The following is a 13,191-nucleotide window of genomic DNA, read 5'->3' as shown; positions in this document are numbered from 1 at the left end:
GTGGACGACCGTCACGGGGCGGTCCGGCGGGCGGTGGCCTGGTAGCCCGTCAGCTCCCCCTCGCTCGGGGCGAGCGAGATCGCGGTCGTGTCCCACACGCCGTAGCGCGGGTTGACCTGGATCGACGGGTCGCCGGCCAGCGACTGCACGAGGCGCAGGCCGATCTGCTCCAGCAGCTGCGGCGTGAGCTGCTCGGTCGACGACTCCTCGGACGACGGCCGCACGTCGGTGCGCCGCTCCTTGACGTGCGCGACGATCCACTGGGCGCTGCCCGGGTCCGGCGGGAACGCCACGACCGTGCCGGGCTCGACGCCGAACAGCGGCGACTGGGCCGACTGCGGCGACTCGGCCGAGCGCACGACCTGGCCCTCGCGGCCGAGGGACTGGCCCTGCTCGCTGCGCGGCGCGGCGGCGATGAACTCCGCCATCTTCGACGGGTCGGCCGCGACCTGCTCGGCCTTCTCGATCGCGTCGGCGTTGTCCTTGGTGAAGAAGTAGTCGAACGTGACTTCCATCCGGTCGACGTACTTGCGCGCCAGCTCCACCAGCAGCAGCTGGTCCTTGGCGCGCTCCCGGAACGTGGTCGCGTCGTACACGGTGTTCTGCGAGGCCACGTCGGCGCCGCCCGCCTGCTCGACGGACTCGGCGACGTCCTCCTCGGACACCGTGATGCCCTCGCGCTGCGCGGCCAGCCCGATCAGCTCGTGCTGCACGCCGAGCGTCACCAGCTGGCGGGCGACCTGGTCGAGCTTGCGCTGGTCGTGCAGCTTCCGAGCCTCGGGCTCCTTGTCGAGCACGATCTCCAGCCGCTGCTGCACCGTCTCCAGCGGCAGCACGGTGTCGCCGACGATCGCGGCCGAGCCGACCTTGGCGGGGCCGGTCCCGCAGCCCGCGACCAGCAGTGCGACGGCCGCGACGATCAGGGTGGAACGCCTCTGCACAGTCCTCACGAACGGTACCTTCTCACGAGCCGCGTCAGCCGCGGGTGACGGGGCTCACGGACAGGGTCTCCAGGAAGTGGGCGCACCAGTCGAGCAGCTCCTGGTCGCGCAACTGGGGTGCGCCCATCCGGCCGCCGGCCGCGCCCTCGGTCGGGCGAGGCACGCTCACCGAGTTGGTCGCGGGCTTGTGGACCGCCTTGGGGAACAGCCGCTTCAGCCGCACCAACTGGCTGTCCTTCAGGTCCAGCGGCGCGAACCGGATCGCCTGCCCCATCACCACGACCTCGGTCACGCCGTGCGCGCGGCACCTCTGCCGGAACCGGGCCACCGCCAGCAGCCGCTCCACGGGCAGCGGCGGCGTGCCGTAGCGGTCCTTCAGCTCGTCCAGCACGGACTGGAGCGCCTCCTCGTCGCCGGCCGCCGCGATCTTGCGGTACGCCTCCAGGCGCAGCCGCTCGCCCGGCACGTAGTCGTGCGGGATGTGCGCGTCGACCGGCAGGTCGACCCGGACCTCGGCCAGCTCCTCGTCCCCGTCGACCTCCGCGCCCGCGTGCCGGCGGAACGCGTCCACGGCCTCGCCGACCAGCCGCAGGTACAGGTCGAAGCCGACGCCCGCGATGTGGCCGGACTGCTCCGCGCCCAGGATGTTGCCCGCGCCGCGGATCTCCAGGTCCTTCATGGCCACCGCCATGCCCGCGCCCAGCTCGGTGTTCTGCGCGATGGTCGCCAGCCGGTCGTGCGCCAGCTCGGTCAGCGGCGACTCCGGCGGGTACAGGAAGTAGGCGTAGCCCCGGTCCCGGCCGCGGCCGACGCGCCCGCGCAGCTGGTGCAGCTGGGACAGGCCGAGCAGGTCGCCGCGCTCCACGACGAGGGTGTTGGCGTTGGAGATGTCCAGGCCGGTCTCCACGATCGTCGTGCAGACGAGCACGTCGTACTCGTTCTCCCAGAAGCCCTGGATGATCTTCTCCAGCTTGTCCTCGTTCATCTGGCCGTGCGCGGTGACCACGCGGGCCTCGGGGACCAGCTCGCGGATGCGCCGCGCCGACTTCTCGATGGTGGACACGCGGTTGTGCACGTAGAACACCTGGCCGTCGCGCAGCAGCTCGCGGCGGATGGCGGCGGCGACCTGCTTGTCGTCGTACGCGCCGACGTAGGTGAGGATCGGGTGCCGCTCCTCGGGCGGGGTGAGGATGGTGGACATCTCGCGGATGCCCGCCAGCGACATCTCCAGGGTGCGCGGGATCGGCGTCGCGGACATCGTGAGCACGTCGACGTTCGTGCGCAGCGCCTTGATGTGCTCCTTGTGCTCGACGCCGAACCGCTGCTCCTCGTCCACGATGACCAGGCCGAGGTCCTTGTAGCGCAGGCCCTTCTGGAGCAGGCGGTGCGTGCCGATGACGATGTCCACCTCGCCGTCGGCGAGGCCCGCGATCGTCTGCTCGGCCTCCTGCGGGTCGGTGAACCGGGACAGGCCCTTGACGTTCACCGGGAACGCGCGCATCCGCCCGACGAACGTGTTCAGGTGCTGCTGGGCGAGCAGCGTCGTCGGCACCAGCACCACGACCTGCTTGCCGTCCTGCACCGCCTTGAACGCCGCGCGCACCGCGATCTCGGTCTTGCCGTAGCCGACGTCGCCGCAGATCACGCGGTCCATCGGGACGGTGCGCTCCATGTCGGCCTTGACCTCGTCGATCGCGGCCATCTGGTCGACGGTCTCGGTGAACGGGAACGCGTCCTCCAGCTCCCGCTGCCACGGGCTGTCGGGCGCGAACGCGTGGCCGGGCGCGGACTGGCGGGCGGCGTAGAGCTGCACCAGCTCGGCGGCGATCTGCTTGACCGCCTTCTTCGCCTTCGCCTTGGTGTTCTTCCAGTCGCTGCCGCCGAGCTTGTTGAGCGTGGGCAGCTCGCCGCCGACGTAGCGGGACACCTCGTCGAGCTGGTCGGTCGGCACGAACAGCCGGTCGCCGGGCTGGCCGCGCTTGGACGAGCCGTACTCCAGCACCAGGTACTCGCGGGTCGCGCCCGCCACCGTGCGCTGCACCATCTCCACGTACTTGCCGATGCCGTGCTGCTCGTGCACGACGAAGTCGCCGGGCCGCAGCGCGAGCGGGTCGACGGCGTTGCGCCGCTTGCTCGGCATCCGGCGCATGTCCTTGGTGGACGTGCCGTGCCGGCCGCCGGTCAGGTCGGTCTCGGTGAGCACGACCAGCGCCAGGCCGGGCAGCGCGAACCCGTCCTCCAAGGCGCCGCGCACGACCGTGACGAGACCAGGCTCGGGCTTGTCGGTCAACGCGTCCGCGCAGGTCGCGCCCACGCCGGCGTCGCGCAGCTGCTCGGTGGCGCGCTGCGCCGTGCCCGCGCCCGGCACGACGAGCACGGCCGTGCCGCCGGACGCGGTGTGCGCGCGCAGGTCGGCGAACGCGCGCTCGACGTCGCCGCCGTACGCCTCGACGTGCTTGAGCTCCAGCCGCAGGACGTCCGCGCCCTCGGTGGTGAGCTGGCTGAGCGTCCACCACGGCCGGCCCGCGGCGCGCGCGGCGTCGGCCACGTCGCCGAGGTTGCGGTAGGCGCTCGCGCCCAGGTCGATCGGGGCCTTCCCGCCGCCCGCGGCGGCCATCCAGGACGCCTCCAGGAACTCCTGGCCGGTGCGCACGAGGTCGTGGGCGCGGGCGCGGATCTTCTCCGGGTCGTTGAGCACGACGTGCGTGCCGGCCGGGACGACGTCGGTGAGGAGCTGGAGCCGCCCCTCGCACAGCGCCGGGATCAGCGCCTCCATGCCCTCGGACGGGATGCCGTTGGCGAGCTTCTCCAGCATCTCGTGCAGCTGGGCGTCGGCCTCGTGCTCGGCGGCCAGCGCCGCGGCGCGCCCGCGCACGTCGTCGGTGAGCAGCAGCTCCCGGCACGGCGTCGCGGTGAACGCGGTCACCTGGTCGGGCAGCGACCGCTGGTCGGCGACCGAGAACGGGCGGATCTCGGTGACCTCGTCGCCCCAGAACTCGACGCGCAGCGGGTGCTCCGCGGTCGGCGGGAACACGTCCAGGATGCCGCCGCGCACGGCGAACTCGCCGCGCTTCTCCACCATGTCGACGCGCGTGTACGCCAGGCCGGTGAGGTCGACCGGCAGCTGCTCGAAGTCGTGCTCGGAGCCGACCGCCAGGTCGACCGGCTTCAGGTCGCCCAGGCCGGGGGCCATCGGCTGGATCAGGCTGCGGACCGTGGTGACGACCACCTTGAGCGGGTCGTCGCCGGGGTGGGCGAGGCGGCGCAGCACCTGTAGGCGGGCGCCCACGGTGTCCGCGCGCGGCGACAGGCGCTCGTGCGGCAGCGTCTCCCAGGACGGGAAGATCGCCACCGAGCCGTGCCCGATGAGGTCGCACAGCACGTTCTTGAGGTCGTCCGCCTCGCGCCCGGTGGCCGTCACCGCCAGCACGGGCGCGCTGCTCGCCAGGGCCGCGGCCACCAGCGGCCGGGCGGCGGGCGGGCCCTCCAGCTCCAGGTCGGGGACGCCGACGGAGTCCACGAGGGCGCGCAGCGCCTTGTCGGGCAGGACTGCGGTGAGCAGGCCGGAGAGCGGGCCGGACTGGGGCATTGCGATGGCTCCCGGGGAGAGACGAGGACAGACCCCTGCCCGGGACCTCGGAACGGCCTCGGGAGGGGTTCTCACCGTCAAGCCTACGTGCAGCGGACGGGGGCCGCGCGCGGATTCCGGTTGACCGGTGGATCACCCTTCAGGGGTGGAGCACAGGCAGATCAGGGCCGACTACGACGATCGGCACGTCACGGTGTACCAGGCGTACTCACCCGCCGTCGCGCGCCCGGCGCTGGCCGCCGGCCGGTTCGTGCCGCCGTTCAGACCCGGCCGGATGACGTGGGTCAAGCCCTCGTTCCTGTGGATGATGTACCGCTCCGGGTGGGCCACGAAGCCGGACCAGGAGCGCGTCCTCGCCATCAGGATCACCCGATCGGGATTCGACTGGGCCCTGGGGCGCGCCGTCCCCAGCGACGCCGGCATCGGCTCGAAGCCGGACGTCCGCGTCCAGTGGGACCCGGAGCGCGGCCTGCACCTGGAGGCCCTCCCGCACCGCTCGCTCCAGCTCGGCCTGGCGGGCGAGGCGTCGCGCCGCTACGTCGAGGAGTGGACCGCGTCGATCACCGACGTGACGCCGCTCGCGCACGAGGTGCACGCCCTGGTCGGCGCCGGCGACCTGGACGCCGCCCGCGCCCTGCTGCCCGTCGAGCGCCCGTACGACCCGGCCTGACCCGGTCTGCCCCCATCTGACCCGGGGGGGTTGATCCCGACCACACACCCCGCTTGGGATGCTGAGCGGTATGCGTCGGATCGCCGGGTTTGCCGCCGTTGCCCTGCTGGCCGGGAGTTCGGTGGCGGGGTGCTCGTCCGCCGAGCCGGGCGGCAACGCGCCCACGACCACGGAGCCCGACGGGCTGAAGGTCGAGGTCGTGGTCGGCGGGCTGAGCCACCCGTGGGACGTGGGGTTCCTGCCCGACGGGCGGATGCTCGTGCCGCAGCGGCCCGGGAGGATCGCGCTGGTCGAGGACGGGAAGGCCACCGACGTGGAGGCCGACCTCGGTGACGTGGCCGTGCGCGGCGAGGGCGGGCTGATGAGCCTGGTCGTGCACCCGGACTTCGAGTCGTCGAACCTGTTCACGACCTGCTCCAACACCGCCGAGGACGTGCGGCTCGTCACGTGGCGGCTGGAGGGGACCCGGGCGACCCGGGTGAAGGACCCGCTGCTGGCCGGGCTGCCGAACAACCCCAGCGGGCGGCACTCGGGGTGCCGGATGGCGCTCGACGGCGACGGCCACCTGCTCGTCGGCACCGGTGACACGGCGGTGGGCACCGTGCCGCAGGACCGGGCGAGCCTCGGCGGCAAGGTGCTGCGCGTCGACCTGGCGACCGGCGAGGGCGTCGGGGGCAACCCGTTCGGCGACCGGGTCTACACCTACGGGCACCGCAACGTGCAGGGCCTCGCCGTGCGGCGGGACGGGCTGGTGTTCAGCGCCGAGCACGGGCCGGACGTGGACGACGAGGTCAACCTGCTCCGGCCCGGCGGCAACTACGGCTGGGACCCGTCGCAGGGCGGTTCGGTCGGCGGCTACGACGAGGGCGTGCCGATGACGGACCTGGAGCGGTTCCCGGACGCCGTCGAGGCCGTGTGGTCCTCCGGCGACCCGACCGAGGCGATCTGCGACGCCGCGTTCCTGTCCGGCGAGCAGTGGGGCGGCATGGAGGGCGTGCTCGCGGTGACCGCGCTCAAGGGCGCCAAGGTGCTGCTGTTCACCATCACCCCGGAGGGCGGCGTGCACTCGGTCTCGATCCCGGTCGAGCTGGACAGCACCCACGGCCGCCTGCGCGGCGCCGAGCTGGGCCCCGACAACGCCCTCTACGTGACGACGTCGAACGGCGAGGACGACAAGGTCCTCAAAATCACCCGCAACACCTGACCCCGCGAGAGTCCAACCTCCAGGCCCCGAGAGTCCAACGCTCAGGACCCGAGAGTCCAACGCTCAGGACCCGTGAGTTCTACATTCAGGCATACCGACCGGTCGGCACGAATGCAGAACTCAGAGGTCCTGGGCGTTGGACTCTCGCGACCCGGAGGTTGGACTCTCGGGGCCTGAGCGTTGGACTCTCGCGGGTCAGCGGGTGCGGAGGCGGGGTTTGTGGTCCATGTGGGACAGGCCCTTCCAGGCCAGGTTGACCAGGTGCGCGGCCACCTCGTCCTTCTTCGGCTTGCGCACCTCCAGCCACCACTGGCCGGTCAACGCGACCATGCCGACCAGGGCCTGCGAGTACAGCGCCGCCAGCTTCCGGTCGTAGCCCTGCCGCGAGAAGTGCAGCCCCAGGATCGACTCCACCTGGGACGCTATGTCGTTCAACAACGACGAGAACGTGCCGGTCGACGACGCCACGGGCGAGTCGCGCACCAGGATGCGGAACCCGTCGGTCGAGCCCTCGATGTAGTCGAGCAACGCGCACGCGGCCTGTTCGAGCAGCTCACGCGGGTGCCCGCCGGACAGCGCGTTGACGATGTGGTCCATCAGGTACTGCATCTCGCGGTCCACCACGACCGCGTAGATGCCTTCCTTGCCGCCGAAGTGCTCGTAGACCACCGGCTTCGACACGCCCGCCCGGTGCGCGATCTCCTCGACCGAGGTGACCTCGAAGCCCTTCTCGGCGAACAGCGCCCTGGCCACGTCGAGCAGCTGCTCGCGCCGCTCCTTGCCCGTCATCCGCACGCGCGGCACCGGTGTCTCGTCGTCGCGCCGTCTCCCCGCCATCCCAGCCACCCTAAACACCCGCCCCCCTCGCGAGCTGCGAGGGGGGCGGGTGGGCAGGTCACCATCAGGTCACTTCTTGGCGCTGATCCTGGCGAGGCGCTGCTCGTTCGGCCAGCGCACGTTGGTCGCCCAGCCGAACTTCTCGAACAGCCAGATCATCCGCGCGGAGGTGTCGATCTGGCCGCGCTTCACGCCGTGCCGCGCGCACGTCGGGTCGGCGTGGTGCAGGTTGTGCCACGACTCGCCGAAGCTGAGGATCGCGAGCGCCCACACGTTGGCGGAGCGGTCGCGGGCGGCGAACGGGCGGTCGCCGACCATGTGGCAGATCGAGTTGACCGACCAGGTCACGTGGTGCAGGAACGCCACCCGCACGAGGCCCGCCCAGAAGAACGCGCTGAGCGCGCCGGACCACGACATGGTGATCAGGCCGCCGAGCAGGGCCGGGGCGAGCAGGCTGATGGCCGTCCACAGCGGGAACAGCTTGTCGACCCGGACGAGGTCCTTGTCGGCGAGCAGGTCGGGGGCGAAGCGCTGCGCGTTGGTCTGGTCGCGCTCGAACAGCCAGCCCATGTGGGCGTGCCAGAAGCCCTTGGCCAGGGCGACGGGGCCGGAGCCGAACAGCCACGGCGAGTGCGGGTCGCCCTCGCGGTCGGAGAACGCGTGGTGGCGCCGGTGGTCGGCGACCCACACGATGACCGGGCCCTGCAGCGCCATGCTGCCGGCGATGGCGAGGCCGATCTTGAGCGCCCGGTTCGCCTTGAACGAGCCGTGCGTGAAGTACCGGTGGTAGCCGACGGTCACGCCCATGCCGGCCAGGTAGTAGAAGGCGACGAACAGCGCGACGTCGACCCAGCCGAGACCCCATCCCCAGGCGAGCGGAACGGCCGCGAGCAGAGCCAGGAACGGCACGATGACGAACACGTACACGCCGAGCTGCTCGACGTGGCCGCGCCGCCCCTCGATGATCGGCTTCGGTCCCTTGTCGGGACCTTGCGGCGTGGACCTGCTCTCCAGGGTGCTGGTCATACGTAATACCTCGTTGCTAGGGGACTACCTACGGAACCGTAACTTACGACACCGTAGGTTAGCCCGCTCGGCGCCGCCAGGGTCACGGCGCAAATCACGGCGTGTTCTCAGGAAGCCGGGCGTGTCGATCACCGCCGGTGCATCATTCGGAGGTGTCGTCCCCGAACGTTCGCGGCAGGCGTCGCCCGCGCACCGCGCTCATCGCCCTCATCACGGTGTTCGTGCTGCTCACCGCCGGTCTGACCGGCTTCGGCTGGTACTACAGCGGGCAGCTGCTGGAGCCGGAGAACTCCCGTCCCGGCTACCGCGACACCGTCACCTCGTCGGCGGTGGGGACCGTCACGCTGGCGGAGTCCCGGGTGAGCGCCCTGCCCGGCCGGTGGGGCCTGGTGTGGCCGGGTGGCGGGGCCGAGGTCGGCCCGGTGACGCGGCGGTCGCAGGGCTCGGTGGTGCGCGAGCTGCTGACCGGCCAGGCGCCCCCGGACGGCACGCGCGTGCGGCTGGAGACGTCGGTGTGGACGACGGACCCGCGCACCGCGCTCGACCTGGAGCACGAGGACGTGCGCGTGCCCACCGAGCTGGGTGACGCGCCGGCCTGGCTCGTGCCCGCGACGTCGTCCACGTGGGTGATCGCGGTGCACGGCCGGGGCGGCACCCGGGCGGAGGCGTTGCGGGTCGTGCCGGCTCTGCACGACCTGGGGCTACCCGTTCTGGCCGTGACCTACCGCAACGACGAGGGAGCCCCCCGTTCGCCCGACGGGCTGTACCACCTGGGCGACACGGAGTGGCGCGACGTGGAGGCGGCCGTGCGGTTCGCCCGGGACCGGGGCGCGCGCGACGTCGTGCTCTACGGGTGGTCGATGGGCGGGGCGATCGTCGGCCAGTTCCTGACCCGGTCGGCGGACGCGCCGCTGGTCGCGGCGGTCGTGCTGGACGCGCCCGTGGTGAGCTGGACGGACACCCTGGAGCTCCAGTCGCGCAACCGGGGCGTGCCCGAGCAGCTCGTGCCGGTCGCGGAGCTGGTCTCGGACTGGCGCGCCGACCTGGACTTCGACCGCTTCGACCTGGCCGACCACCCGCCCGCGCACCGGCCGCCGACGCTGCTGTTCCACGGCGGCGCGGACGGCACCGTGCCCGTGGGGTCGTCGCGCGAGCTGGCCACCGCGGCGCCCCGGCTGGACTGGCCGGTGCGCTACGTCGAGGTGCCCGCCGCCGAGCACACCGCGTCGTGGAACGTCGACCCGGACGCGTACGAGGAGGCGTTGGTCGGGTTCCTGGACTCGGTGGGGACCGCGCGGTGACGGCCCGACGACGCCCCGGCGACGGGCCCGCCGTACCGGATTAACTACCGACGGTAGTTTTTTACATGATTGTCTTCGGGACCCGGCGACACGTCGGGCGCCTCGCGCACCTCGGCCGTGACCCCGTGCTGACCAGCCACAACACGGTGGGTCATGATCGGGTTACCGACGGGTTGCCGCCACTTGAGTGGTGGTGCTGACCTTCGGGGGGCAGTCGTGACAACATGTGTTCGCGCGGTCGGGGCGAACCCCGACCGTTCCGCCATGGTGTAAAGGCAGCACCTCGGATTTTGGTTCCGATGGTCCAGGTTCGAATCCTGGTGGCGGAGCGAGCTGGTCGGGCCCGTCCGGGGCCCGGTCGCCCTGCGTCCGCATGGGGGTGTGAGTCGCTGCGCGAGGAAGCGGTCGACGAGCAGGGCAACGTGGCGCCGGTGCCCCCCGAGATGTCGGACGCGTGGCTGGTCGGCCGCGCGAGCGAACTCGTGGCCATCGCGCAGAGCAGCCACCTGTCCGCGCAGCTCGACGCGGCGGACGAGGTCGACCTGATCCTCGCCGAGGCCCAGGGCCGCGGTGAGCCGCGGATCGTCGGCCAGCTGCTGCGCGCCGCCGCCGTGGTGCGGATCGTCACCCCCGGCCTGGTCGACCTCTCCGACTCCGTGCTCGACGAGATGCTCGTCCACTGCCGGCGGCACGGCCTGCTGGTGCTGGAGGCCGAGGCGCACGCGCTGCGGGGCCGCCGCTACCTGCTCGGCGGGTTCGAGGACAAGGCGCTGACCGAGGTCGCGAGCGGCCTGGCGATGCTGGAGGAGGACCTCGCCCCGGACCCGATGCTCGACAAGCGCACGTGGGACCGCCTGCTGGCGTCCGCGCTCCAGTCGACCGGGCTCGTGCTCACCCAGCTGGGCGTCTACGAGATGGCGGACGAGGTGCTGGCCCGCGCGCACAACGCGATCCGGGAGAGCGCCAACCCGCACCTGATCTACGTGCACCTGGTGAACCGGGCCCGGATGCTCATCGGCTGGGGCCTGCGGCTGGAGCGGGTGGACAACTTCGAGGAGGCCGCCGAGCGGTTCGCCACCGCCTCCGCCATCGCCACCGCCGTCGAGGGCGCGTTCCGCGAGTCCCTGCACCCCGGCCGGCGCGACCGCACCGCCGCCGAGCAGGTGCCGGTGATAGGGGCCGCGCACGCGCTGGCCAAGCCGGGCGCGGAGCACATCTCGCGGCTGTGGTCGCTGCGCGAGCTGTCCATGTACGCCCGGGAGCTGATCATCGTGTCGATCGCGCTGGCCCGGTGCCTGGAGATGGAGGAGCTGCCGCAGCAGGCGCTCCAGGTGCTGCACGACGCCCGCGAGCGGCTGGAGCGCGACACGTCCGAGCCGACCCTGATGCTGTGCCTGACGCGCGAGTTCGCCCGCCTGTCCGGCCCGAAGCACGAGCGCACGATCAGCGCGCTGGAGACGTACGCCACGGCGCTGGAGACCGAGCTGTGGCTGATGCAGGAGGCCCGCACCGCGACCCTGCTCACCCGCCGCGACCACGAACGGCTGACCCGCGCGCACGGCGCCATCGCGCAGCAGGCGTTGCAGGACCCGCTGACGGGCCTGCCGAACCGCCGCGCGCTCGACGACCGACTGGGCGCGCTGATCAACGCCCAGGTCCACCCCATGTCCATCGCGCTGGTGGACCTGGACGGGTTCAAGGTGGTCAACGACAAGCACTCGCACGCCGAGGGCGACGACGTCCTGCGCGTGATTGCCAGCACACTGCGGCAGGCCCTGCGCGGTGACGACCTGGTGGCCCGGTACGGCGGCGACGAGTTCGTGGTGCTGCTGCCGGGCGCGCCGCTGCACGCGGCCGAGGCGGCGCTCGCGCGGGCCGTGGATGCCGTCGCCGCCTTGCCTTCCGACCTCTCGCGCGGGGTCACGCTGTCCGTCGGGGTGATCTCCGTGCGGCCCCGCGAGACCTCCCACGCGGCCCTCTCGCGAGCCGACTCGGCGATGTACGTGGCGAAGCGCAGAGGTGGCTGCCAGGTTGCCGCGGTGGAGGTCGAGCCCGGTCCGGAGGCTTAGTATCAGCACCTGGCGGGAAGCCAGGCCCCTCCCGCTGCAAGGCACGCACCGAGCTAGGGAGAGCGCTGATGCTCGAGGGTGTCCCCACCCCAGTCAGCACGATCGTCCTCGCAGCGGGTGAAGGCACCCGCATGCGCTCCGCCACCCCCAAGGTCCTGCACCGCATCGCCGGCCGTTCCCTCGTGGAGCACGCGGTGCGCGCGGCCGCGGGGACCGATCCGGACCACCTGGCCGTCGTGGTCGGCCACGGCCGCGCGGCGGTCGCCGAACACCTCGACGGCCTGTCGACCGCGCTGGACCGCAAGGTCACCGTGGCGGTGCAGGACGAGCAGAAGGGCACCGGGCACGCGGTGGGCTGCGGCCTCGCCGAACTGCCCGCGGACCTGGGCGGCACGGTCGTGGTGACCTACGGCGACGTGCCCCTGCTGGACGCCGACACCCTGCGCGCGCTGCTGGTCGAGCACGGCGCCCGGGGCAACGCGGTGACCGTGCTGACGTCGGTGGTGGACGACCCCACCGGGTACGGGCGGATCGTGCGCTCGGCCTCGGGCGAGGTCGAGGGGATCGTTGAACAAAAGGACGCCTCCGCGGAGCAGCGCGCCATCACCGAGATCAACTCGGGTGTGTACGCGTTCGACGCGGCGGTGCTGCGCGACGGGCTCTCGCGGCTGTCCACGGACAACGCGCAGGGCGAGCTGTACCTGACCGACGTGCTCACCATCGCGCGGTCGGACGGCCGGCGCGTGGGCGCGCTGGTGACCTCCGACGCCTGGCTCGTGGAGGGCGTGAACGACCGCGTGCAGCTGGCCCGGCTGGGCGCGGAGTTGAATCGTCGGATCGTTGAACGAGCCATGCGCTCGGGCGTGACCGTGGTCGACCCGGCCACCACGTGGCTGGACGCGGACGTGCGGCTCGGGCGGGACGCGCTGATCGAGCCGGGCGTGCAGCTGCGCGCCGGGACGGTCGTCGGCGAGGGGGCGGTCGTGGGACCGGACACCACGCTGAGCGGCTGCACGGTCGGCGCGGGCGCGTCGGTGGTGCGCACGCACGGCAGCGGCGCGGAGATCGGCGAGGGCGCGTCCGTCGGCCCGTTCGCCTACCTGCGGCCGGGCACGCGCCTCGGCGAGAACGGCAAGATCGGCACGTTCGTCGAGGTCAAGAACTCCGACATCGGCACCGGTTCGAAGGTCCCCCACCTGAGCTACCTCGGCGACACCACGGTCGGGGAGCACTCGAACATCGGCGCGGCGAGCGTCACGGTCAACTACGACGGCGTGAACAAGCACCGGACCACGATCGGGTCCTACTGCCGCACCGGTTCGGACAACATGTTCGTGGCGCCGGTAACCGTCGGTGACGGCGCCTACACCGGTGCCGGGACCGTGGTGCGGCGCGACGTCCCGCCGGGGGCGCTGGCCGTGTCCGGCGGGCCGCAGCGCAACCTGGACGGCTGGGTCCTGTCCCGCCGCGCCGGCACGGCGTCCGCACAGGCGGCGGAGCGGGCGCGCGCGTCCGAGAATGGGAATGGCACAACCGATGAAGGGCGCTGACGTG

The 13,191-nt window shown here is 72.3% G+C and carries 9 protein-coding genes and 1 tRNA gene; 6 read left to right on the top strand and 4 right to left on the bottom strand.

The features are described from left to right. Positions 1 to 11: 11 nt before the first annotated feature. Complete coding sequence (locus ACR807_RS11295) at positions 12 to 950, bottom strand: hypothetical protein (RefSeq protein WP_438921193.1); 939 nt, start codon at positions 948 to 950, stop codon at positions 12 to 14. Positions 951 to 975: 25 nt separating this feature from the next. Next, entirely contained in the window at positions 976 to 4,530 is a 3,555-nt protein-coding gene (mfd, locus tag ACR807_RS11290; RefSeq protein WP_438921192.1) for a transcription-repair coupling factor, read from the bottom strand. A gap of 145 nt (positions 4,531 to 4,675) precedes the next feature. Between mfd and ACR807_RS11285 the strand changes: the two genes are divergently transcribed. Both ACR807_RS11285 and ACR807_RS11280 read left to right on the top strand, forming a co-directional pair. Then, positions 4,676 to 5,200, top strand: coding sequence for a DUF4291 domain-containing protein (locus ACR807_RS11285; RefSeq protein WP_438921191.1), 525 nt, complete (start codon positions 4,676 to 4,678; stop codon positions 5,198 to 5,200). Between the two features lie 70 nt (positions 5,201 to 5,270). Then, the gene (locus ACR807_RS11280) at positions 5,271 to 6,404 is read left to right on the top strand and encodes a PQQ-dependent sugar dehydrogenase (protein ID WP_438921190.1); all 1,134 of its coding nucleotides are present in this window, start codon (positions 5,271 to 5,273) and stop codon (positions 6,402 to 6,404) included. 195 nt (positions 6,405 to 6,599) lie between these two features. Here the strand turns inward: ACR807_RS11280 and ACR807_RS11275 are convergent, their stop codons facing one another. Both ACR807_RS11275 and ACR807_RS11270 read right to left on the bottom strand, forming a co-directional pair. After that, positions 6,600 to 7,193 carry a TetR/AcrR family transcriptional regulator gene (locus ACR807_RS11275; RefSeq protein ID WP_033441238.1) on the bottom strand — a complete coding sequence of 198 codons (594 nt, stop codon included), beginning with the start codon at positions 7,191 to 7,193 and terminating at the stop codon, positions 6,600 to 6,602. A gap of 117 nt (positions 7,194 to 7,310) precedes the next feature. After that, on the bottom strand, positions 7,311 to 8,267 hold the full coding sequence (locus ACR807_RS11270; protein ID WP_438921189.1) for an acyl-CoA desaturase: 957 nt from the start codon (positions 8,265 to 8,267) through the stop codon (positions 7,311 to 7,313). Positions 8,268 to 8,419: 152 nt separating this feature from the next. Between ACR807_RS11270 and ACR807_RS11265 the strand changes: the two genes are divergently transcribed. The 4 genes from ACR807_RS11265 (at position 8,420) to glmU (ending at position 13,187) form a co-directional block, all read left to right on the top strand. After that, a complete protein-coding gene (locus ACR807_RS11265) occupies positions 8,420 to 9,568 on the top strand; it encodes an alpha/beta hydrolase family protein (RefSeq protein WP_438921188.1) in 1,149 nt (382 codons plus the stop codon). A gap of 258 nt (positions 9,569 to 9,826) precedes the next feature. Beyond that, positions 9,827 to 9,897 (top strand) — tRNA-Gln (locus ACR807_RS11260). 114 nt (positions 9,898 to 10,011) lie between these two features. After that, positions 10,012 to 11,637, top strand: a complete 1,626-nt coding sequence (locus ACR807_RS11255; protein ID WP_438921201.1) for a GGDEF domain-containing protein — start codon at positions 10,012 to 10,014, stop codon at positions 11,635 to 11,637. A 68-nt stretch (positions 11,638 to 11,705) separates the two neighbouring features. Next, positions 11,706 to 13,187 carry a bifunctional UDP-N-acetylglucosamine diphosphorylase/glucosamine-1-phosphate N-acetyltransferase GlmU gene (gene glmU / locus ACR807_RS11250; RefSeq protein WP_438921187.1) on the top strand — a complete coding sequence of 494 codons (1,482 nt, stop codon included), beginning with the start codon at positions 11,706 to 11,708 and terminating at the stop codon, positions 13,185 to 13,187. The last annotated feature ends 4 nt before the right edge of the window (positions 13,188 to 13,191 follow it).

Source organism: Saccharothrix sabaoui (assembly GCF_051756985.1).
Classification (GTDB): Bacteria; Actinomycetota; Actinomycetes; order Mycobacteriales; family Pseudonocardiaceae; genus Actinosynnema.
Note: the sequence above shows the minus strand (reverse complement) of the source record. Positions and strands in the feature narration are given on the sequence as shown.

What these genes read in the sequence shown, in the direction of transcription:
- mfd (WP_438921192.1), bottom strand. Translation starts at nt 4,530, where the DNA reads ATGCCCCAGTCCGGCCCGCTCTCCGGCCTGCTCACCGCAGTCCTGCCC.
- ACR807_RS11280 (WP_438921190.1), top strand. Translation starts at nt 5,271, where the DNA reads ATGCGTCGGATCGCCGGGTTTGCCGCCGTTGCCCTGCTGGCCGGGAGT.
- ACR807_RS11275 (WP_033441238.1), bottom strand. Translation starts at nt 7,193, where the DNA reads ATGACGGGCAAGGAGCGGCGCGAGCAGCTGCTCGACGTGGCCAGGGCG.
- ACR807_RS11270 (WP_438921189.1), bottom strand. Translation starts at nt 8,267, where the DNA reads ATGACCAGCACCCTGGAGAGCAGGTCCACGCCGCAAGGTCCCGACAAG.
- ACR807_RS11255 (WP_438921201.1), top strand. Translation starts at nt 10,012, where the DNA reads ATGTCGGACGCGTGGCTGGTCGGCCGCGCGAGCGAACTCGTGGCCATC.
- glmU (WP_438921187.1), top strand. Translation starts at nt 11,706, where the DNA reads ATGCTCGAGGGTGTCCCCACCCCAGTCAGCACGATCGTCCTCGCAGCG.